Source organism: Citrobacter sp. C348 (genome assembly GCF_047467975.1).
GTDB classification, from domain to species: domain Bacteria; phylum Pseudomonadota; class Gammaproteobacteria; order Enterobacterales; family Enterobacteriaceae; genus Citrobacter; species Citrobacter gillenii.
Genome location: NZ_JASJUJ010000015.1, coordinates 13,504 through 36,282 on the forward strand (window position 1 = coordinate 13,504; position 22,779 = coordinate 36,282).

General features: G+C 54.6%; 18 protein-coding genes. 12 read left to right on the top strand and 6 right to left on the bottom strand.

Going from position 1 to position 22,779, the window contains the following annotated elements; genetic code table 11:
• Both tamB and tamA read right to left on the bottom strand, forming a co-directional pair.
• Nucleotides 1-3,777: an autotransporter assembly complex protein TamB gene (tamB, locus tag QNN86_RS21820; RefSeq protein WP_414212325.1), complete on the bottom strand. Its 3,777-nt coding sequence runs from the start codon at nucleotides 3,775-3,777 to the stop codon at nucleotides 1-3.
• A complete protein-coding gene (gene tamA / locus QNN86_RS21825) occupies nucleotides 3,774-5,507 on the bottom strand; it encodes an autotransporter assembly complex protein TamA (protein ID WP_182270544.1) in 1,734 nt (577 codons plus the stop codon). Before tamA ends, tamB begins: the two co-directional genes overlap by 4 nt.
• 212 nt (nucleotides 5,508-5,719) lie before the next feature.
• On the opposite strand from tamA, the gene msrA reads away from it, so the two are divergent.
• Nucleotides 5,720-6,358 carry a peptide-methionine (S)-S-oxide reductase MsrA gene (gene msrA, locus QNN86_RS21830; protein WP_279277336.1) on the top strand — a complete coding sequence of 213 codons (639 nt, stop codon included), beginning with the start codon at nucleotides 5,720-5,722 and terminating at the stop codon, nucleotides 6,356-6,358.
• A 26-nt stretch (nucleotides 6,359-6,384) separates the two neighbouring features.
• Here msrA and QNN86_RS21835 read toward each other — a convergent pair whose 3' ends face one another.
• Nucleotides 6,385-7,449 (bottom strand): substrate-binding domain-containing protein, encoded by a 1,065-nt coding sequence (locus QNN86_RS21835; protein WP_182270546.1) that lies wholly within the window; start codon nucleotides 7,447-7,449, stop codon nucleotides 6,385-6,387.
• A gap of 189 nt (nucleotides 7,450-7,638) precedes the next feature.
• Here QNN86_RS21835 and QNN86_RS21840 point away from each other — a divergent pair, with 189 nt between their 5' ends.
• The 7 genes from QNN86_RS21840 (at nucleotide 7,639) to QNN86_RS21870 (ending at nucleotide 16,417) form a co-directional block, all read left to right on the top strand.
• Nucleotides 7,639-8,799 carry a Gfo/Idh/MocA family protein gene (locus QNN86_RS21840; RefSeq protein ID WP_414212326.1) on the top strand — a complete coding sequence of 387 codons (1,161 nt, stop codon included), beginning with the start codon at nucleotides 7,639-7,641 and terminating at the stop codon, nucleotides 8,797-8,799.
• 10 nt (nucleotides 8,800-8,809) lie between these two features.
• A complete protein-coding gene (locus QNN86_RS21845) occupies nucleotides 8,810-9,994 on the top strand; it encodes a Gfo/Idh/MocA family protein (protein WP_414212327.1) in 1,185 nt (394 codons plus the stop codon).
• Nucleotides 9,991-11,058, top strand: a complete 1,068-nt coding sequence (locus tag QNN86_RS21850; RefSeq protein ID WP_414212328.1) for a Gfo/Idh/MocA family protein — start codon at nucleotides 9,991-9,993, stop codon at nucleotides 11,056-11,058. Before QNN86_RS21845 ends, QNN86_RS21850 begins: the two co-directional genes overlap by 4 nt.
• A gap of 10 nt (nucleotides 11,059-11,068) precedes the next feature.
• Nucleotides 11,069-12,091 carry a Gfo/Idh/MocA family protein gene (locus QNN86_RS21855; protein WP_414212329.1) on the top strand — a complete coding sequence of 341 codons (1,023 nt, stop codon included), beginning with the start codon at nucleotides 11,069-11,071 and terminating at the stop codon, nucleotides 12,089-12,091.
• A gap of 206 nt (nucleotides 12,092-12,297) precedes the next feature.
• Nucleotides 12,298-13,842 (top strand): MFS transporter, encoded by a 1,545-nt coding sequence (locus tag QNN86_RS21860; protein WP_279277342.1) that lies wholly within the window; start codon nucleotides 12,298-12,300, stop codon nucleotides 13,840-13,842.
• An 11-nt stretch (nucleotides 13,843-13,853) separates the two neighbouring features.
• Nucleotides 13,854-14,924, top strand: coding sequence for a 1,4-beta-xylanase (locus tag QNN86_RS21865; protein ID WP_414212330.1), 1,071 nt, complete (start codon nucleotides 13,854-13,856; stop codon nucleotides 14,922-14,924).
• Nucleotides 14,925-15,079: 155 nt separating this feature from the next.
• Nucleotides 15,080-16,417 carry a hemolysin family protein gene (locus tag QNN86_RS21870; RefSeq protein WP_181618492.1) on the top strand — a complete coding sequence of 446 codons (1,338 nt, stop codon included), beginning with the start codon at nucleotides 15,080-15,082 and terminating at the stop codon, nucleotides 16,415-16,417.
• 84 nt (nucleotides 16,418-16,501) lie between these two features.
• Here QNN86_RS21870 and QNN86_RS21875 read toward each other — a convergent pair whose 3' ends face one another.
• Nucleotides 16,502-16,708, bottom strand: coding sequence for a DUF1107 domain-containing protein (locus tag QNN86_RS21875; RefSeq protein ID WP_003025710.1), 207 nt, complete (start codon nucleotides 16,706-16,708; stop codon nucleotides 16,502-16,504).
• A gap of 326 nt (nucleotides 16,709-17,034) precedes the next feature.
• Between QNN86_RS21875 and QNN86_RS21880 the strand changes: the two genes are divergently transcribed.
• Entirely contained in the window at nucleotides 17,035-17,592 is a 558-nt protein-coding gene (locus tag QNN86_RS21880) for a YtfJ family protein (protein ID WP_135912677.1), read from the top strand.
• Here the strand turns inward: QNN86_RS21880 and cysQ are convergent.
• Entirely contained in the window at nucleotides 17,582-18,322 is a 741-nt protein-coding gene (cysQ, locus tag QNN86_RS21885) for a 3'(2'),5'-bisphosphate nucleotidase CysQ (protein WP_181618491.1), read from the bottom strand. The two genes, QNN86_RS21880 and cysQ, sit on opposite strands and share 11 nt — an antisense overlap.
• 189 nt (nucleotides 18,323-18,511) lie before the next feature.
• On the opposite strand from cysQ, the gene cpdB reads away from it, so the two are divergent.
• Nucleotides 18,512-20,455 (top strand): 2',3'-cyclic-nucleotide 2'-phosphodiesterase, encoded by a 1,944-nt coding sequence (gene cpdB / locus QNN86_RS21890; protein ID WP_146717619.1) that lies wholly within the window; start codon nucleotides 18,512-18,514, stop codon nucleotides 20,453-20,455.
• A gap of 95 nt (nucleotides 20,456-20,550) precedes the next feature.
• Here the strand turns inward: cpdB and QNN86_RS21895 are convergent, their stop codons facing one another.
• Nucleotides 20,551-20,925: a winged helix-turn-helix transcriptional regulator gene (locus QNN86_RS21895; protein ID WP_279278127.1), complete on the bottom strand. Its 375-nt coding sequence runs from the start codon at nucleotides 20,923-20,925 to the stop codon at nucleotides 20,551-20,553.
• Between the two features lie 88 nt (nucleotides 20,926-21,013).
• On the opposite strand from QNN86_RS21895, the gene QNN86_RS21900 reads away from it, so the two are divergent.
• A complete protein-coding gene (locus QNN86_RS21900; RefSeq protein WP_414212331.1) occupies nucleotides 21,014-21,862 on the top strand; it encodes an SDR family oxidoreductase in 849 nt (282 codons plus the stop codon).
• Nucleotides 21,863-21,943: 81 nt separating this feature from the next.
• Nucleotides 21,944-22,768 (top strand): AraC family ligand binding domain-containing protein, encoded by an 825-nt coding sequence (locus tag QNN86_RS21905; protein ID WP_414212332.1) that lies wholly within the window; start codon nucleotides 21,944-21,946, stop codon nucleotides 22,766-22,768.
• Nucleotides 22,769-22,779: the final 11 nt, after the last annotated feature.

The following is a 22,779-nucleotide window of genomic DNA, read 5'->3' on the forward strand; positions in this document are numbered from 1 at the left end:
CTAAAACTCGAACTGATAGAGCAAATCAAGTGCCTGATCAACGCCAGACACAGCTTCCAGATATAGCTTAGGCATCAGACGATAACGTAGCGTGAGTGTCGCTAAAGAGTCAAATATACCCACACCATATTTCACCTGCAGACCTGGCAGTACATATCCGCTGACAACCACCTGAGATGAATCGCCCACCCCTTGCGTGTCCAGCGCCAGATTGCTTACGCCAAACGTCTCCCCGATTTTACCCACAATCTGACCACTTTGTGCAACCCCTAAGCCAATAAGCATAGACGTCATTGCCGCACTATCGCTCTGTTCGCTGTCCAATCCTTGCCCGCGCAGCAGGTAAGAGAGCGCCATTTGCTGCGACATCGCCGGGTCGGAGAAGATTTCCGCTTTCGGTTCATCTGCCGTACCCGTTACGCGAACACCGGCGATCACGTCGTCTTCGGTGGCATCCGGGTTACGAATAGCCTCGATATTGAGCAACGGCTGATCCGGTGGACCGGAGAACAACAGCTCACCTTTACGTACAATCAAATCCTGACCATACGCATGGAAGCGGCCGCTTGGGATATTAATCTGCCCATTGAGGCCCAGCCCCTGCTTATCCTGTGCCACTTTGAGATCGCCCGTCAAACGTGCTTTCAGACCAAAGGCATCGATGCGCACGTTGTTGCCGACGTGGATGTTCAGGTTGCTGTTGATCGGGATCCCGGCGCTCTGCGGTTTCTCCGGCTGTAGATTGTCATTGAGCATCACCATATCACTGGAAACACCGACTGCGCTTTCCGGCAGGTCGTGCACCACAATACGCGCCCACGGCACATCAACATTGCCGTTCAGAGTAAACAGGTTCGGCGTGGCTTCAAATTCCACATCCGGCGAGACATCCAGGCGCACCATTGGCGGCACGGTGATACGCACCCGGCTGCCTTTGGCCGCAATGCGCGCCCGCCAGTTGTCTAGCTGACTCCAGTCGGCATCGCCGCTCAGGTTAATCTCTCCCTGCTGCGTGCGCACCACGCCCGCAATTGTCGAACGAGTCCCGGTGAAGTTAATCGCCAACTGGCTGGGTTGCATATCGAACGGCATAAAGTTGCCGTCAACGTCCAGGCCGCTAAGCTGCAGCTGGCCGAGCAATTGTGGACTTTGCAGATCGCCGCCAAGACGCAGGTTGGCGTTTAGCATCCCAGCGGCTTTTTCGCCGCGCGAGAAGATAGGGTTCACCATCGCCAAATTGAAATTGCGGATATTGACGTTGCCGCCCAGATTACGTCGTCCTTGCGGGTCACTTATCTGCACCTGACCGTCAAACTGGCCGTTATTGGTCAGACGGATCAGCCAGCCCAGTTCGGCACGGTTGTTGTGCAGGTCGGCGGTGAGATTCAGCGTGTCAAACGCCACCGGCAGCGGCGCATCGTTGACGCTTTGCGTGACCTTCACGTTGCGTCCGGAAAGCGTGACCTGCCCCTGCGGCAGTCCCTCTTTGGTCGTGTCCCAACTGACATCGGCTTTGCCGGTGAACACACCGCTGGCCTGAGTCGTATCCGGCATAAACGGTTTTAACATCGCCAGGTCGAAACGGTTGAGGTTCACCACTGCGCGACCTTCTGCACCGGCATCTATCGTCTGCGGTACGCACAGTTCCGCATTCGGGTTGTTCCAGCAGTGCGGCCCGATGCTGATTTTCTGTTCCTGATTGCGGTAATCCAGCGCAATGGTGCGGCTCAGCGACCACGGACCAACCGGGGTCTGGAAGCGGGTATTGCTTAATTCCCCTTTCCAGCGCTGCTCTTTGCGATCAAAACTCCCGGCCAGATCAAGCTGTCCCGAGACCGGCTCGCCCTGAATACGTAGCTGCAGCTCATGCTGCTTTTCGCTTCCTTTGGCGTTCAGCGTAACCAGATTGATGTTCACATCAGGTTGCACAATCCGCTCAACGCGCACGTTGAGGTTACCGGCAATCTGCTCCGCTGATTTCACATCGCCTTCAACACGCACCTGAGCCACGGACAGTTCCTGCCAGCGCAGGCCACGGGCAGTGATATCCGCCAGCAGTTCCGGCGCCTCTACCGTACCACGCACCTTGACCTGCCCCTTCGCCGTGCCGCCCAGCCCCGGCAGCGCGTTATCCAGACTTGGGGCATCAATCGTCGCGTCGAGATTGAGATCTTTGACGCCCAGCTCACCTTTCACCTCAGCGCTGTTGCGCCCCAGTTCCAGATGCAGGCCGGGGATGGTCCACTGCAGGTAGCTGTTACCCTTCAGCGATCCGTTCACATTGACCTTGTTCTGCTTGACGTTTCCGCTCAGCTTCAGCTCTGGCACCTCCATCTGCCAGCTTCCGCCGTACAGGCTACCGCGGGTTTTGATCACACCATTGAGTTTCGAGGGCCATTCCGGCACCTCTTTCGCCGTATTGATGCCGTCCAGCGTCAGCTCCCCGCGCCAGCTAATGGCTTGCTGCCAGTCCACCAGCGCTTTCAGCTCGGTTTTACCTTCCAGCGCGGCAACGCTAAGTTTGTCGAGATTGATCTGCTGCTCATTGCCTTTGGCATCCAGCGCGATGATCGCCGGAGGAATATCCTGGCCTTTCACGGCGGCGTGCATCGAGAGCGTATAGTCGGTCATCTTGCCGGTCAGCTTGAGCTTGATGTCATCGGCCTGGAACTGCTTGTCGCCGGTAAATGGCCAGTAAACCTGCTTACTCACCACCTCCAGATTGAGCGGTAATCCCGCTTCCGCCAGACGTGTCTGTGCACGCAGATCCATGTCCACCGGACCAGACAGATTGACACCCACTTCCAGCTGGTCACGCAGCGCGCCGCCAACCTTCAGCTTCACCTTCTCGCCTTTTAACGGTTCGATGTTCAGCGTGCTGTTGAGGGTAATATCAACCGGCCATTTGTCGGTCAGTTGCGCCGTACCGCTGGCCTTCACTGCCCCCTGGCTGGAGTCGATATCCAGCGCGTCGAGCTTCATGTTGCCGTCAATGCTGCTCACCTTCAGCAGCATGTTATATACCGTTAAATCCGTATCACCGGTGACGCGCAGCTGCTCACCGCGAAATTCTTCGATATTAAGATTCAGCGGCAGATGAACGTCGGTCATTTCCGGCAAAACAGGTTTTGAGAACAGATCTTTCAGCGTTTCGCCCAGCGGTTTTTCATCCGGCTGCGGGTTTTGGATCTTCGGTTCCACCACCTCTTCCTGCGCCACGTCCACCACTTTTGGCAGGGCGATTAACAGCCCCTGCAATGACGTAGGTTTCAGGGTCAGCGTTTTTTCCTGCCAGTTCAGTCCGGAGGTAAAATCCAGCACCGACACCGTGGTGTCATCGATTTTGATATTGACGTTGTTAAGCGCCACGCGGGAAAGCGTGATCGGATAAGGCGTGGAGAAGTTTAGCGGGCCGCTGTCCTCTTCCTCAACCGGCGCAGAAGGCGGCATCTTTTTGCTGTCGATCGCCACGTTGATGTCTTTCAGTGACAGATCGTTGACGCACAGGCTGCTGTCCCACAGGCAGTTAAGACCAACGGCCAGATGTACTTCACCGGCATTTACCGCCACGCCAGGCTGGTCGTAGCGAATATTTTTAAGCGACAGATCCCGCCAGCCGCCGGTGACCTGAGCAATCTCCAGCCCCGGAACCCAGCGATTAGCGGCCTTGAAGACCAGGTGCAAACCCGAGGTCGTGCCGACGAGGAACGCCACGGTGCCCAACAACAGCAGGATAACAATCAATACGCCGAGGCTTATCTTCTTCCATAAACTCATAATTCAGGCCCCAGACCGATGTAAAACTGTAAACCATGTTCATCTTTGTCGCCGATCGGCGCAGCTAAATCGAGCTTAATGGGCCCGACCGGTGACTGCCAACGAACGCCAACCCCGGCACCGGTTTTGAAATCGCTTCGGCGGATATCGCTCACCGCTTCACCGCTATCCACAAACATCGCCCCCCACCATTTACCGGTTACGTTGTACTGGTATTCCAGCGATCCGGTCGCCAGCTTGGAGGCCCCTTTCAGCTTGCCGTCACTCCCTTCAGGCGAAATAGATTTGTATTTATAGCCGCGAATACTGCGATCGCCCCCGGCGAAGAAACGCAGGTCCGGCGGGACTTTGTCGAAGTCGCCGGTTTCAATCCAGCCGAGGTTGCCACGCATCACAAAGCGATGGCTGTCGTACAGCGTACGGATCCAGACGTTTTGCGCCTGGAAGACGGAGAAATCGACGTCAGAGCCCCAGGCGGTATTGGAGTAATCAATGGAATAGCGCTGGGAATCGCCCCAGACGGGCATCAGGCCGCCGCGCGAGCGCGTCCGGCTGATCATCACGCCCGGATACAGCAGCATCGTGGTGTTGGTAACGTTACCCTGGGTAAAGTGGTCGAGACTCCAGCGCAGGTTGATCGCACGCTGCCAGCCGCTGGAGAGATCCCAGTAGCGGGAGACGGCAAGCGTGGTTGAGTCCTGCTCGGTGTCGTTCAGATCGGTACGCTTAAAGCCCCCCTGCACCAGGTAATACTGCTCCAGCGGGTTCTTTAACAGCGGCATTTTATAGCTAAAATCAAGGACCTGCTCAGGCGCAGAGAGACTGGCACTGGTGGTCAGGCTATGGCCGTAGGAGTTCATCCACGGCTTTTTCCACGTGGTTTTTAACCGTGGCCCGACGTCGGTTGAATAGCCCACCCCGGTTTCAATGGTGTTTTCCGTGCGTGGTGAGACCACGCCTTTCAGCGGTAGCACTTTGGTTTCGCGGGCTTTGTCGAACTCTGGCGCCACAACGACAGAATTAAACCAGCCGGTTGCTGAGAGACGGCGGTTCAGCTCCGCCAGGTCTTTGGATTCGTACTCTTTGCCCTCTTTGAACGGCACCAGGTTTTGCAGGTACTCATCGCGGATTTGCGACCCTTCAAAGGTGACATGGCCAAAGCGATAGCGCTCACCGCTGTTGTAATCGATATCCCAGAACGCCTGGCGACGATCGAGCGCAATCCCCAACTGGCTTTTATTAAATTCACTGTCAAAGTAGCCTTTGCGCAGCGCTACGCTGGTTAATGACTTTTTGAAGCTGTCATAGTCTCCTTGGTTGAGTACCGTGCCGATTGCCGGACGCGTTTTCAGCAGATCCAGGTAATCGCTATCGGTGCGCGCCCCGCCGCGTAAAACAACGTCGGTTCCACCAATCAGCACCGGCTCACCGGGCGTCACTTTAGCGATTAATACCTGACGTCCCTTCGCCGGCGGCGGACGCAGTTCAAAATCAATGGTCGGCTCAAAATAGCCCAGCGCTTTTAACCCTTCGCGAATAGCGTCATCAACGCGCGCACGAAAACGGCGGTCCGGTGTGACTTCATCACTTTGAATCGTGGACAACTGCGCACGGACGTTTTTCTCCAGCGGTCCCGATAATCCTTCGACCTGTAAGCGAACATTTGCGGCGACGGCCGGGCCGCTTAAGCACAGCAACCCCACCCAACACAACTGACGGATATGTGGCACATTTTCTCCTGAATATCCTTTTTTCCCACCCCTGGAAAAAAATACTCTGCCGTTCCTCGGCTTAACAAAAAATCAACAATAAGAGTTGAAAAACAGACGGCAACCCAAATATTTCTTATGTTTAACTCTAGACGTATTCACGCCAGTTATTGTGGGCAAAGACGCGTCTTGTTACAACCTTAACCCAAATGACTGATTTCGGGAGAACGGCCATGAGTTTATTTGATAAAAAGCATCTTGTTTCTCAAGCAGATGCTCTACCTGGACGCAACACCCCGATGCCCGTGGCAACGCTGCATGCGGTGAACCAACATTCGATGACCAACGTGCCCGAAGGGATGGAAATCGCCCTTTTCGCCATGGGCTGTTTCTGGGGCGTGGAGCGTTTGTTCTGGTCTTTACCCGGCGTTTACAGCACGGCTGCCGGGTATACCGGCGGCTACACGCCTAACCCAACCTATCGGGAAGTCTGTTCTGGCGAAACGGGCCATGCCGAAGCGGTGCGTATCGTTTATGACCCGCATGTTATCAGCTACGAGCAGTTGCTGCAGGTGTTCTGGGAGAATCACGACCCGGCGCAGGGCATGCGTCAGGGCAATGACCAGGGCACGCAGTATCGTTCGGCCATTTATCCGCTTACGCCGGAGCAGCAAAGCGCTGCGCATGCCAGCCTGGAACGTTTTCAGGCGGCAATGACCGCTGCGGGCGATGACCGCCACATCACGACAGAGATTAATACCGCCACGCCGTTCTACTATGCCGAGGACGATCACCAGCAATATCTGCATAAAAATCCCTATGGGTATTGTGGCATTGGCGGCATTGGCGTGTGTCTGCCGCCGCAGAACTAACCTGCTGTTGCCCGATGGCGCGACGCTTATCGGGTCAACTCTTGTTCCCGCGCCAGTGCGGCATGGCGCGTGGCATTGGCGACGGTTCCTCTTTCCGTCACCTTGCCCTTGAGCAGCAGATTAAACACCGGTGCAGCCGGACGATTGAGGCGGTTTTGCAGCAAATGCACCGCTTCTACACCTAATGCCCGACAGGGAATAGTAATACTGGTGACCGCAGAAACCACATGCCCGTCCAGTTCTTTGACGTCCGTGGTCATCAGCGAGATATCATCGGGAATACTGACTCCCAGCGCTTCCAGCACGCGACGAACACCACTGGACATTGACGCCCCGGCACAAAAAATCACCTCCGGCCATTCACTCTGTGGCAATTCACGTAGCCGGTCGCTAATCGCCTGTATCGCCTCTGGTTCAGAAAATCCTTCCGTCACCAACAGATCGCGCCGGGCATCAAACGGCACCTGATACTGCCGATAGATCTCCTTTATGCCTTCCAGCCGCCAGTACAGGGTTTCACGTCGCAGGCTGGTAACGTGGAGAATGCGCCGATGCCCCTGTTCAAAAAGATACTGCACCGCCTGATTGCCTACCGCCCGGTGATCGGGCGAGACTGCATCCAATAACCCTTCTTTATCCTGTGAATTGATCAGCACGCAGGGTTTTCCCAGCGACTGCGCCAGCTTATGCACGGTGGGGTCATCAATACCGATGAGAATAATGGCGTTGATATTCTTGTTGTTGGCCTTTTCCAGAAAGAGCTTGAGGTCGGCTCGCTGCTCGTCCAGCCCACAGTAGCTCAGATAGACATCATGCGGTGCGATGGCTTCGGCAATGCCGCGCGTCACTTCGAGGTAAAACGCATCGCCCTGCGCGATAAAGGTGCGCTGCGGAGCGAAGACCGCAATGCCATTGATCAGCAGCCGTCCGCTGGCCAGCGTGTCAAGTACCCCTAGCTGGCGCGCGCATTTCACGATGGCTTCCCGCGCTTTATCGCTGGTACAGGACTTCCCGCTCAGCACCCTCGACACGGTACTCACGGAGAACCCGGTTAAGGCAGCGATTTCGTCCATTTTTAGCTTGCCTGACATTCTGTGACCTCGCTCTCAATCTATCTTTGCAAATTTTTGCAAACCTAGTTCATTGACTCTAAAACACTTTTTCAATGCCTGTGCAGATTTCTTCCTCATCCTGCAACCGCTCTCACAAAATCACATTGTCGATATTCCAGGCGTTTCTTATGGTCCGCTTATCCCTTATTTCTGATGAAAAGGCCTGACATGAAAAAATTACGCTTTGGCATTATTGGCGTGGGAAATATTGGCACCGTCCACGCCCGCTATCTGCTGGCCGGGACCGTAAAGGACGCCTGCCTGACGGCGGTCTGTGATAATAACGCCGACAAGCATGCCGCTATTCGCCAGTTAGTAGGCGATGCGGTTGCACTGTTTATCAGCGCTGAGGAGATGCTGAACAGTGGGCTTGTCGACGCGGTTATCGTCGCTACGCCGCACTATGCGCATCCGGGTTTATCGATGATGGCGATGCGTCTTGGCATTCATACGTTGTGCGAAAAACCGGCCGGGGTTTGTACCGCGCAGGTCCACGAGATGAACACCTGCGCCCGTGAATGCGATGTGGTGTTCGGCATGATGTACAACCAGCGCCCGAACCCGCTGTATCAGAAGGTGAAAGATCTGATCGACAGCGGCGAGCTGGGCGAATTGCGCCGCTCCAACTGGATAATCACCAACTGGTATCGCTCACAGAGTTACTACAACTCCGGCGGCTGGCGCGCGACATGGAAAGGCGAAGGCGGCGGCGTGCTGCTCAATCAGGACCCGCACCAGCTTGATTTATGGCAATGGCTGGTCGGTATGCCCATACGCTTGCGCGCGTTTTGCCAGTTTGGCAAACACCGCCAGATTGAAGTAGAAGATGAGGTCACCGCCTACGCGGAATATGCCAACGGTGCAACCGGCGTGTTCATCACCACCGTCGCCGAAACCCCCGGCACCAACCGCCTCGAGATCGTCGGCGATCGCGGAAAAGTGGTGGTGGAAGAAGGCCGCCTGCGCTTCTGGCGACTGCGTGAATCCGAAACCGACTTCAACGCCCGCTGGCAAAACGGCTTTGGCGAGCCGGAGTGTTGGGAAGTGACTATCCCTACCGCACCAGAATGCAGTGAGCATCACGTCATCACCGCCAATTTCACCGCCGCGGTCCTGCACGGCGAACCGCTCATCGCCCCGGGTCTGGAAGGCATTCGCGGCCTGACGCTGTCCAACGCCATGCACCTCTCCACCTGGACCGATGACTGGGTTGAGTTACCGATTGACGAGCAGCGCTACGCCCGGCTGTTGCAGGAACGTATCGACTCATCGGTAGAGAAAACCACCGCCAGCCGCACGCTGGACGCCTCCGCAAGCTGGCAGCGTTAAGGGGATGACCATGCTGAATATTGCCATTGTCGGCACCGGAAACATCTCCCATAACCACATTCAAAGCTATTTACAGTTTGCGGATCGCTGCCGGATCGTCGCGCTGGTCGACATCTGGCCGGAAAAAGCCGAAGAGAAGAAAACGCGCTACGGCCTAAGCGAAGCACGGGTCTACAACAGCCATCAGGCCATGCTGGACGCGGGTATTCATGTGGACGTTGTCGACGTCTGTACTCCGCCGTACGTCCACGCCGACATCAGCATTGATGCCCTGCACGCGGGCAAACACGTGCTGTGCGAAAAACCGATGGCCGCCTCGCTCGCAGAGTGTGATGCGATGATTGCCGCGCAGAAAGCCAGCGGAAAAATGTTATCGGTCATCGCACAAAACCGCTTTACCGATGCCTTCTGGCGCTTAAAAGCCGCCGTTGATTCCGGCCTGGCGGGCAAAATTTGCCACGCACAGGTGGACTCGTTCTGGTGGCGCGGGCATTGCTATTACGATCTGTGGTGGCGCGGCACCTGGCAGAAAGAAGGCGGCGGCTGCACGCTGAATCATGCGGTACACCACATCGATGCAATTCAGTGGATGCTCGGCTTCCCGAGTGAAGTGGTGGCGATGATGAGCAACGTCGCCCATGACAACGCGGAAGTGGAAGACCTCAGCGCGGCGATTTTCAGATACCCGAGCGGGGCGCTGACTCAGCTCACCGCCTCGGTCGTACATCATGGCGAAGATCAGAAGATCGTTATTCAGGGCGAAAAGGCGCGGATCTCCGCCCCGTGGCAGGTGTATGCCAGCCAGTCGGCGGATAACGGCTTTCCGCAGGCGGGCAATAATCGCGAGCTGGAAGAGCAACTGGACGCGCTGTTTCATGCCACACCGGCGCTTAAATGGACGCTGCATAGCGGACAAATCGACAACCTGCTCAGCGCCATCGAACAACAGACGCCCCCACTGGTCGACGGGGAACAGGGTAAACGTTCGCTGGAACTGATTACCGCTATCTACAAATCCGCCATTACCCGCACGGTGGTAACGCTGCCCATCCCCAGCCACGACGATTTTTATCGTACCGGCGGCCTGATGGCAAAAGCCCCGCATTTTTATGAGAAATCCGCCTCCGTGAGCAATTTTACGGAAGTCGGTGCCATCCCTCTGGGTAAAGATTTAGATTCAGGAGTTAAGCCATGAACAAAAATGATGGAATGAACTACGCCCCGACCGGCAAACCGCAGCCGGTGGTAAAACCTGGTGAGTTTGTGATTGCCGCTGCCACGCTCGACCACGGTCATATCTACGGGATGTGCAACGGGCTGATCGAAGCCGGAGCCACCCTGAAGTGGGTGTACGACCCGGACCCGGCGAAAGTGGAGAAATTCCTGCAACAGTACCCGCAGGCGCAGGTGGCTGACTCACTGGAGACCATTCTCAACGACCGCGATGTCAGGCTGGTCGCCGGGGCGGCAATTCCCTCTGAACGCTGCCCGCTGGGACTAAAGGTGATGACGGCGGGTAAAGATTATTTCACCGACAAAGCACCGCTGACTACTCTCGAACAGCTGGAAGACGCCAAAGCCATGGTGGCCAGGACCGGGCGCAAGTACGCGGTTTACTACAGCGAGCGCCTGCACGTTGAAAGCGCAGTTTTTGCGGGCGATCTGGTCAAGCGGGGGGCAATTGGCCGGGTGATCCAGACCCTGGGCACCGGCCCGCATCGTGAAGGCAGTGGACGTCCGGACTGGTTCTACGATCGACGCTATTTCGGCGGCATTCTGTGTGATATCGGCAGCCATCAGATTGAGCAGTTCCTGTTTTACACCGACAACCTCGAGGCGCGTGTGGTCGCAAGCCAGGTGCGCAATGTCAATCATCCGCAGTATCCACAGTTTGAAGATTTTGGCGATGCGATGCTGGCAGGCGATAACGGTGCCACGGGCTATTTCCGCTGCGACTGGTTCACGCCGGACGGCCTCAGCACCTGGGGTGACGGACGCCTGACGCTGCTGGGTACCGAAGGTTACATTGAGATTCGTAAGTATGTGGATATCACCCAGGGTGAACAGGACGTAGTGTATCTGGTCAATAATGAGGGGGAATTCCGCTATCCGGTCGCGGGCAAGGTAGGGTTCCCGTTCTTCGGCGAGTTTATTCTCGACTGCCTGAACCGCACCGAAAACGCCATGACCCAGGCCCACGCCTTTAAAGCCGCCGAGCTGTGCGTGAAGGCGCAAATGCTCGCCAATGCGCATGCATAATGGGGGCAAGATGAAAACGTTAAATGCCGCCATTATTGGTGCCGGTGCCATCCACCGTAACCACGTCAACGCCCTACGGCTCTTGCCGGGGGTGACGCTACGCGCGCTGGTCGACACTGACAGCGTCAACGGGCTACAGCAGGCAATGGCCTACAACTGCCGCTTTTACCCCAATTACCGGGAAATGTTGCTGGATAATGACATTGATGTCGTGCATATCTGTACGCCGCATTTTGAGCATAAAAATATGATTCTCGCCGCCCTTGCTGCCGGGAAACATGTGTTTTGCGAAAAACCGGTAGGCATGAACGGAGGGGAAGTTGCCGACATCGCGGATGCCGCAGTCTCGGCGCCGGGGCTGCTGGGCGTGTGCTACCAGAACCGGCTGAATCCCACCAGCTTACGCATCCGCGATGAGCTGGCAAAAAATACGCTTGGCAAAATGCTCAGCATGAAAGCCGTGCTGACCTGGTCACGCTCCGGGGCGTACTACAGCGACAGTCCGTGGCGCGGGTGTTTTGCCCGCGAAGGCGGCAGTTTGCTGATTAATCAGGCCATTCATACCCTCGATCTGATGCAGTGGTTCGCCGGGGGCGTCACCCGCTTAAAAGGCGTGGTGGATAGCAGCGAACTGGCAGCGGTGACGGAAGCAGAAGACAGCGCGATGGCAACGCTGCATTTTGCCAACGGCGCCCGTGGCCTGTTTTACGCCAGCAACTGCAATACGCTCGATTCGCCGCTGCTGCTGGAGATCCACTGTGAAAACGGCATGCTTCAGCTAACTGACAACGCGCTATGGCGCATCACAAAGGACCAGCGCCTGAAGCTGGATAGCGATGGTTCACCAGACGGCAGCGCCAAAAGCTACTGGGGTCTTGGTCACCAACTGGCCATTCGCCAGTTCTATCATGCTATTACCCATCGCGGTCAGACAGAATATATCGATATCCATCAAGCCCAAAAATCGCTGTTGATGGTGGACGCTATTTATCGTTCATCTCTGACGCGACAATGGATAAATATTAATAATTAAAATTCAGTAAGCATTCCAGAATTAAATAAATCAGCCGGGTAATACCGGCATACAGATACCCTATACACAAAATTATTCAAGATGCATCAAGGCGGCAAGTCTGGTAAGGCCCTGGCGCTTACATAAGTAAGTGACTGGGGTGAGCAGGTGTAGCCAACAAAGAGGCAGCTTTAAGGATGACGTGTATATACACTGGAAAAATAATTATGGTTAAACCAACTGAACGCAGAGTCGGTTATGGCGTGGCAATTGGCTACGGCATCACTGATTTATTTGGCGGCGGGGCTTTCGCTATTATCGGCACCTGGCTGTTATTTTTTTACACGACCTATTGCGGTTTAAGCGTCCTGGAAGCCGGTTCTATTTTTGCTATTGCCCGCGTGATTGATGCGCTACTCAGCCCAATTATGGGATATATTACCGATAATTTTGGTAACACCTGGCTTGGGCGGAAATTTGGCCGTCGCCGCTTCTTTTTATTACTCAGTTCGCCATTAATGTTTCTCTATGCGCTGCTGTGGCTGACCGATATGGGTTACTGGTATTACCTGGGAACCTATTTGTCGATTGAATTACTGTCAGCCATGGTGCTGGTGCCGTGGGAAACGCTGGCAGCAGAGATGACTAACCGTTACGAAGAGCGCAGCCGCCTTTCCGGCGTGCGCATGATCTGCTCGCAGCTGGGCGGTTTTCTGGCCGTCTCGGTTCCCGGCATTCTGATGCAGTTTACCGGCAAAGATAATCCGTTTACCTACACCCTGACCGGGATTATCTTTTCCGTCGTTTTCTGTATCGCCGTATTTATTACCTGGCGCTGCACCTGGGAGGCCAAAGATGTGCAAGAGGAGACATTTAAAACGGACCTTCAGCGCAGTAGCGGATTGTTCAATCATCTGAAGTACCTGGTACTCGATCTCTTCTCCTCGTTCAAAATTCGCGCATTTCGTTTGCACATTATTATTTATATATTCTCTTTCACCGCCATGGATGTATTCGGCTCAGTATTTACCTTTTACGTTATCTATTGTTTGAATCAGGATGCCGCATCGGTTTCCGGCTGGTTAAGCATTGCCGCCTTTGCGTCAGTGTTTGGCACCTATGGTTTTATGCTGTTACTGAATAAACTCAATATTACGCCGTCTGCGGCGCTGCGACTATCTTATAGCTGTATATTTGCGGTACTGGCATTTTTATTTATTATCTATTACACCCAAACTCAGGTCTCCAACGTGTTGTTCTCCGCCGTCTTTATTCTGCTCGGTATGGCGCGCTCGGGGCTCTATTATATTCCGTGGAATATTTACAGTTTTATCCCCGATATCGACGAGATGGTGACCCAACAGCGGCGCGAAGGCATTTTTGCCGGCGTGATGGTGCTCACCCGCAAGAGTACCGTGGCTATCGCTATCCTGCTGATCGGCATGGTGCTGGAGGAGTCGGGTTTTGTGAAAGGCAGCGGCGCCCAGCCTGCAATGGCGCTGCACGCCATTATCGGCTTGATGATCTTTGCCACCGCCGCGCTGCTGGCCGTGAGTTTCTACACCACCTACAAGTTCAAGCTCACGCGTGAGACGCATAAATTGCTGCTCAAAGAGATAGCCCGTCGCAAGCTGGGAGGCAACTATCGCGACTGCGATGAGGAAACCCGAGTGGTGATAAAACAGCTCACCGGCTACGAGTACGATGAAGTATGGGGTGGCCGTGCCACGCAGCGGGCCACGGGACGCGTCAGCCTCTCAGATGCAGAATAAAGGAGCGCATCATGTATAAACCCTGGAGTAAAACGCAGGCACAGCGCTGGCATCAGCAGCAACCCTGGGGCTGTGGTTTTAACTATTTACCACGTACAGCGGTCAACTGGCTCGACATGTGGCAAGCCGACAGTTTCGACATCCGTACCATCGAACAGGAACTTCGCTGGGCCAGCCAGTACGGCTATAACCAGTTGCGAACGAACTTACCGTTTACCGTCTGGCAGCATGACCGCGATGGCCTGATTGAGCGTATCGACACATTTCTGAGCATCGCGCACACCCACGGCATCAAGGTGATGTTGACGCTGCTCGACGACTGCGCCTTTTCCGGCGATGAACCGTTTATCGGCCTGCAAAAAGCCCCGGTTCCCGGCGTGCATAATAGCCAGGCGGCGGGCAGTCCGGGACGGGCCTGCGTAATGGACAGAACCTGCTGGCCGCACATTGAAACCTACGTTCGCGATATCATTCGATACTATCGTCATGACTCGCGCATCTGCGTCTGGGATCTCTACAATGAGCCCGGCAATGGCGGGATTTTCTGTAGCACAGGTGAATTTGCCCGTTACGACGACCGGCTGGAAATTTACGCCTTGACCCTGCTAACCCACCTGTTTAGCTGGGCGCGACAGGAGTCGCCGTCTCAGCCATTAACCGTCGCCGCCTGGCATATTGACGATCGCGCAGCGTGCGGGAACGCCTTTACCCATCCGATAGATATTGCCGCGCTGCGACTTTCAGATGTGATTAGCTACCATGCGTATGTTGATACCCCAGGCCAGCTCTCTCTTTTGTCACAGCTTGCTGAGTTTGGCAGACCGGTTTTCTGTACCGAGTGGCTGGCCCGTCACGTCGGGAGCCGAATAGAAGAACAGTTGCCGCTGTTTAACGCGCAGCGCGTTTCAAGCTATCACTGGGGGCTGGTGCAGGGCAAAACGCAAACCTGGCTACCGTGGCCGGATATCGCGCTCAACGACAAGACCGCACAGCTATGGTTTCATGATGTCCTGAAGCCAGACGGTTCACCCTATAGTGAAACAGAAATGCTCATGGTAAGCAGGCTTAACGCGGTGAAGTAGGTCGAAAAAACCTCCTCTGGCGACTTTACAGTACCTTACGCTATACTAGCTTCTGAATTTACCGGCTCACTTCCACGAGCCGGTTTTCAATGTGTATTTCACACGGATTTATCCATTTCCCTTCCGAGGATCTGGCCTGAACGGCTGGATAAGATATGTTAAACAGTATTTTAGTCATTCTCTGCCTGATCGCCGTGAGTGCGTTTTTCTCGATATCCGAGATCTCGCTTGCCGCATCACGCAAAATCAAACTTAAGCTGCTTGCCGATGAAGGCAATATTAATGCACAACGCGTAATGAAGATGCAGGAAAACCCCGGCATGTTCTTCACCGTTGTACAGATTGGCCTTAACGCCGTCGCTATTCTTGGCGGTATTGTCGGTGATGCAGCGTTTTCTCCGGTCTTTTACGGCCTTTTCTCGAAGTACTTTGCCCCGGAGTTGTCCGAACAACTGAGCTTTATTCTGTCGTTCTCGCTGGTGACGGGTCTGTTTATCCTGTTCGCGGATTTAACCCCGAAACGCATCGGTATGATTGCGCCAGAAACTGTGGCTTTGCGCATCATCAACCCGATGCGCTTCTGTTTAATGGTGTTCCGTCCGCTGGTGTGGTTCTTCAATGGACTGGCGAACAGTATTTTCCGGCTGTTCAAGATCCCGATGGTGCGCAAAGATGACATCACCTCCGATGATATCTATGCCGTATTTGAAGCCGGCGCGCTGGCGGGTGTGTTGCGTAAGCAGGAGCATGAGCTGATCGAAAACGTGTTCGAACTGGAATCCCGTACCGTGCCGTCGTCCATGACATCACGTGAGAACGTCATCTGGTTCGATCTGCACGAAGATGAGCAGAGTCTGAAGAACAAAGTAGCGGAGCATCCGCATTCTAAGTTTTTGGTATGTAATGAAGATATCGATCACATCATCGGCTACGTGGACTCCAAAGATCTACTGAACCGCGTGCTGGCCAACCAAAGCATGGCGCTGAACAGCGGCGTGCAGATCCGCAATACGCTGATCGTCCCGGATACCCTGACGCTGTCTGAGGCGCTGGAAAGCTTCAAAGCCGCAGGCGAAGACTTTGCCGTTATCATGAACGAGTACGCGCTGGTGGTGGGCATTATCACACTGAACGACGTGATGACCACGCTGATGGGTGACTTAGTCGGTCAGGGTCTGGAAGAACAGATTGTGGCGCGTGACGAGAACTCCTGGCTAATCGACGGCGGTACGCCCATTGATGACGTGATGCGCGTACTGGATATCGACGAGTTTCCGCAGTCCGGCAACTATGAAACCATCGGTGGTTTTATGATGTTTATGCTGCGTAAAATCCCGAAACGTACCGACTCGGTGAAGTACTCTGGCTATAAATTTGAAGTGGTGGACATCGATAACTACAAGATCGATCAGTTGCTGGTGACACGTCTGGACAGCAAGCCCACCGTGCTGACGCCAAAACTGCCGGATGCGAAAGAAGACGGCGTGGCATAAGTTTGCCGACCTGAAAACATCAACGGCTCCTGTTACAGGAGCCGTTTTTTTATAGACTACATAAACTACCGCATAGCACTTTGATCAAGCCATCTCAGTTTGCAGACGCAAGACCTGACGGTTAACTTCGGACATAACTGAAAAATGCAGTTTGTCCTTCACTTTTGGGATAAGAATCTTACCCTTATCAAATTCAAAAGCGCCTACGTCCTTGATATATAACCGTCCACGAAACAGGATCTTCACGTACTTCGCCACCTGCAGCGGGTTGTACCGTTGGAAAATTTTCATTGTTGTCTCCTGCTGAGCATTACGCCTTTGCGGTACCACAATCGGTCCGACAATCCTCAGGCGCAAATTTTAATGCCATATGACTATAGACTATCTCTACGTTGTTTCCAGCGTGTATAAGTTTATTTACCTTCAGGTTACAATTATTCAGAATTATCTTTTCAACGTTTCGCTGTCCTCAGTATAAGCCTTCATTTTTCACAGGATTTGTGCGCTCGTCCGCAAACTGGCATCGCGCTTGCGGGAAAAAGCATCATTCGCACATATGATTAAATTCCACACCCAAATGGTCGGATCACCTGCAAAATAAGAAAGAAGGAAACACCATGACCTTACAAAAACTGCTGGCACTGTCGTGCCTGTTGCTGCCGATGATGGCCTCTGCCCATAAATTTGAAACCAACCAGCGCGTGCCGCCGGTCGGGATCGCCGATCGCGGCGAACTGATTCTTGATAACGATAAGTTTAGCTACAAAAGCTGGAATAGCGCGCAGTTGCCGGGGAAAGTTCGCATTGTGCAACACATCGCCGGACGCACCTCGGCAAAAGAGAAAAACGCCACATTGATTGAGGCCATCAAAGCGGCGAACTTGCCGCACGACCGCTATCAGACCACCACCATCGTTAACACGGATGATGCCATTCCCGGCTCCGGCATGTTTGTACGCAGCAGCCTTGAGAGCAATAAGAAGCTCTACCCGTGGTCACAGTTTATTGTCGACAGCAACGGTATAGCACGTAAAACCTGGCAACTGGACGAAGAGAGCTCAGCCATCGCGGTCCTCGACAAAGACGGTCGCGTTCAGTGGGCGAAAGACGGGGCGTTAACGCAGGAAGAGGTGCAGCAGGTCATCGCCCTGCTGCACAAATTGCTCAGTAAATAGAGACCCGGAAGCCGGGGTTAAGGAACGATTCACGCGGGGTGTAATCCAACGGTTTACCCTGCCAGTCGTGAACGTGCGCTCCGGCTGCCGCGGCAACGGCGTGGCCTGCTGCAGTATCCCACACGTTGGTCGGCCCAAAGCGCGGGTACAGCTGCGCCTGCCCTTCTGCCACCAGGCAGAACTTCAGTGATGAGCCAATCGAGGTGGTCTGGTGTTCACCAAGCTGTTGCAGATACTCTTTTAGCTCGTTGTCAGCGTGTGAACGGCTGATCACCACCAACGGTGGACGTGCGTCGCGCACCTGGATCTGTTTGCGTACGCCGCACTCTTCTTTCCACGCTTTGCCTTCCGCCGCGCTGTACATCACCTTCATTACCGGGGCATATACCACGCCCAGTACCGGTTTTCCTTTCTCGATCAGCGCGATATTAACGGTAAATTCACCGTTACGTTTGATGAACTCCTTGGTACCATCCAACGGATCAACCAGCCAGTAACGCTGCCAGTGCTGGCGGATATCCCAGCCCGGCGGGTCCTCTTCTGACAACACCGGAATATCCGGCGTCAGCGCCTGTAATCCTGCAAGGATCACCGTGTGCGCGGCAATATCCGCCGCCGTGACCGGAGAATCATCCTGCTTGCTGGTGATTTCTATCGGTTTGATTCCATCGTAGACCTGCATAATGGCATCGCCCGCGTTCCGTGCAAGCTGGCATACATGTTCTAGCATTCTCCACCTCATTTATAGCAGCGGTGTTAACTCGTTGTTTTACTTATACCCGATCGTCAGAGGATCCGCCAACTGTGATAGCGCCTGCGGTTTTAAACGCTCTATTCATGGCATGATTCACACTTCTGTAAGCAATAAGCTGTATATACATTTTCTTTTGTGGCCTGGTTCTAAAAAGGATGCCCTCTGATGATTAAGTTTAGTGCAACGCTTCTGGCCACGCTGATAGCGGCCAGCGTGAATGCCTCAACCGTCGATCTGCGCATAATGGAAACCACTGATTTGCATAGCAATATGATGGATTTCGATTATTACAAAGATACGCCAACGGAAAAATTCGGCCTGGTACGTACGGCAAGTCTGATCAATGCCGCCAGAAATGAAGTCAAAAACAGCGTACTGGTCGATAACGGCGATCTGATTCAGGGCAGCCCGCTAGGAGATTACATGGCGGCGAAAGGGCTGAAAGCCGGCGAAACGCACCCGGTTTATAAGGCGCTGAATACGCTGGATTACGCGGTCGGCAACCTCGGCAACCATGAATTTAACTACGGTCTGGACTATCTGCATAAGGCGCTCGCAGGCGCGAAGTTCCCTTACGTTAACGCCAATATCATCGACGTTAAAACCAAAAAACCGCTTTTTACCCCTTATTTGATTAAAGACACCGAGGTGGTCGACAAAGAGGGTCACAAGCAGACGCTGAAAATTGGCTACATCGGTTTTGTGCCACCGCAAATCATGACCTGGGATAAAGCCAATCTCAGCGGCAAAGTGACAGTGAATGACATCACCGAAACCGCACGTCAATACGTACCGGAAATGCGGGCCAAGGGCGCGGATGTGGTCGTCGTGGTGGCTCACTCGGGCCTTTCTGCCGACCCGTATCAGGCTATGGCGGAGAACTCGGTTTATTACCTCAGCGAAGTACCGGGTGTTGATGCCATCATGTTTGGTCATGCTCACGCCGTGTTCCCGGGGAAAGACTTTGCTAACATCAAAGGCGCAGATATCGCTAAAGGTACCCTGAACGGCGTTCCGGCAGTAATGCCAGGCATGTGGGGCGATCATCTGGGCGTGGTGGATTTGGTGCTGAATAACGACAGCGGGAAATGGCAGGTCACCCAGGCGAAAGCTGAAGCCCGCCCGATTTATGATGCGGCGGCAAAAAAATCCCTGGCTGCTGAAGACACGAAAATCGTTGAGATCCTGAAAGCCGACCATGACGCCACGCGCGAATTCGTCAGCAAACCAATCGGTAAATCGGCCGATAACATGTACAGCTATCTGGCACTGGTGCAGGACGATCCAACCGTGCAGGTGGTGAACAACGCGCAAAAAGCTTACGTTGAACGCTTTATTCAGGGCGATCCGGATCTGGCGAAACTGCCGGTACTTTCCGCCGCCGCACCGTTTAAAGTGGGCGGCCGTAAGAACGATCCGGCCAGCTTTGTTGAGGTGGAAAAAGGCCAGCTCACCTTCCGCAACGCCGCCGATCTGTACCTCTATCCCAACACGCTGGTGGTGGTAAAAGCCAGCGGTAAAGAGGTGAAAGAGTGGCTGGAATGTTCCGCAGGACAGTTTAATCAGATTGATATTCACAGCAGCAAACCGCAGTCGCTGATCAACTGGGATGGCTTTCGTACCTATAACTTCGACGTGATCGACGGCGTAGACTATCAGATTGATGTGTCACAACCCGCCCGCTACGACGGCGAATGCCAGACGGTCAACCCGCAGGCAGAGCGTATTAAGCATCTGACCTTTAACGGTAAACCTATCGACCCGGACGCTACCTTCCTGGTAGCAACCAATAACTATCGCGCCTACGGCGGTAAGTTTGCCGGTACCGGCGACAGCCATATCGCCTTTGCCTCACCGGATGAAAACCGCTCGGTGCTGGCCGCGTGGATAGGGGCCGAGACGAAGCGTGCCGGTGAAATTCACCCGGCGGCGGATAATAACTGGCGTCTGGCGCCGATCCACAGCGAGACGAAGCTGGATATTCGTTTTGAAACCTCGCCGTCCGATAAAGCCGCCGCGTTTATCAAAGAAAAAGGACAGTATCCGCTGCAAAAAGTCGCCACCGACGATATCGGTTTTGCGATTTATCAGCTGGATTTGAGCAAGTAATTTTAGTGCCGGATGCGACACAATAGCGTCTTATCCGGCCTACGCATGAAGCCGACTTGTAGGCCGGATAAGCGCAGCGCCATCCGGCACATCGTTCACGCCGGGATCCGCTGCGCCAAAACCTGCGGCAAATTCTGTTCAATCCAGTCCGCCAGTGCGGCGACTTTATCACTCACCTGCTCACCCAACGGCGTCAGACTGTATTCCACGTGCGGCGGTACCACCGGATACGATACCCGGTTGATAAACCCGTCCTGCTCCAGCGCCTGTAAGGATTGCGCCAGCATCTTTTCACTGACACCGCCCATCTTACGGCGCAGATCGCTAAAACGGTGCGTGCCGTCGCGCAGCGCCACCAGAATCAATACTCCCCAACGGCTGGTAACGTGTTTTAACACCTCGCGGGAAGGACACTGTTCAGCAAATAAGTTGCCGTCGCGCAGTTGCTGAGAAAGCGTCGAATCTGTCATTTTCATACTTACCTTTTTGTGCGTACTTACTAAAAGTAAGTTTAGGTGTTAGCGTGAGTCAACACAAGACAAAAACCTGGAGTTCCTCATGATTGCGATTACCGGCGCCACTGGCCAACTGGGCCAACACGTTATTGAAAACCTGCTGAAAACCGTTCCCGCCAGCCAGATTGTGGCGATTGTGCGTAACCCAGCGAAAGCCGCCGCCCTCAGCCAGCAGGGTATTACCGTCCGCCAGGCGGATTACAGCGACGAAGCCGCCTTTACCACCGCGTTGCAAGGCATCGACAAACTGCTGCTGATCTCCTCAAGCGAAGTCGGACAGCGTACCCCACAACACCGCAACGTGATTAACGCGGCACAGGCGGCCCACGTGAAATTCATCGCCTACACCAGCCTACTGCATGCCGACACCTCCCCGCTGGGGCTGGCAGATGAACACGTGGCAACCGAGAGGATGCTGGCAGAATCCGGCCTCGATTTCGCGCTGCTGCGTAACGGCTGGTACTGCGAAAACTATCTCGCCAGCGCCCCCGCCGCCCTCGAGCACGGCGTGTTTATTGGTGCCGCCGGAGACGGCAAAATCGCCGCCGCCACCCGCGCGGACTACGCTGCCGCCGCCGCGCGCGTCATCAGTGAAGAAGGCCATGCCGGGAAAATCTACGAGCTGGCGGGAGATGAAGGCTGGACGCTGAGCCAGTTGGCCGCCGAACTGGCTCAACAGAGCGGCAAAAAAGTGGTGTATCAGAACCTGAGCGAAGCCGATTTTGCCGCCGCGCTGAAAGGGTTTGGCCTGCCTGCCGGACTGGCAGAGATGTTGGCCGACTCTGATATCGGTGCCTCAAAAGGCGGGCTGTTTGACGACAGCCATACGCTGAGCACACTGATTGGTCGCCCAACCACATCGTTGGCGGACAGCATCAGCGGCATCGTATAACTGTTAAAATTTGGTTAATTACGGTGGCATCCCCGCGCATCCTCTCTGATAATGATAAGACGATGTGTGTGGAGAGATTACGTGCAGGGTGTACCTGAGCAGTTTATTGATGAGAAAGACAGCGCCCGTTTTCGCCATCTGGCGCAGATACCGGGCGTTGAGCTGTATCATGCGCATATCTCGCGTTACGCGTTTGAGCCGCATACCCACGAAGCGTTTGGCATTGGCGCGATCGAAGCCGGTGCCGAGCGTTTTCGCTATCGCGGCACGCAGTATGTTGCCCCGGTTCATTCCGTCGTCACCATGAATCCCGATGAGCTGCACACCGGCGAGGCTGAAACCGCCGACGGTTGGCGCTACCGGATGATCTACCTTGAGCCCGATCTTCTGGAAGAGGTCACCGGGGTTCGTCACTGGTGGTTCCATGACGTTACCCGTCACGATCCGCTGCGTTCACGTCAGATCTGTTCATTGATCCACGGTCTGTGGAACACCGAAGATCCGCTGGCCCAAAAAGGATTGCTGCTCGATCTGATCGACACCTTCCAGCCGCTGGCTCGCCATGCGCCGGTAATACAGGAGGGGGGACATCGTTTCGAACGCGTGCGTGAATATCTGCACGATAACTATATGCACCCGGTAACGCTCGACGAACTGGCTCGCGTGGCTGCGCTCAGCCCCTGGCATTTTCAGCGCCAGTTCAAACTGCACTTTCACGTCACCCCGCATCAGATGCTGATGGCTGTTCGCCTGTGGCGCGCCAAAGATTTTCTCACGCGCGGTATGCCCGCCGCCGACGTTGCTGCGGCAACCGGCCTGACCGACCAGTCGCACCTCACCCGCGCGTTTACCCATCGCTACGGTATTACGCCTGTGCGTTATCAGAAGCAGGTTTATTCGCGCTAATGCGCAATCTC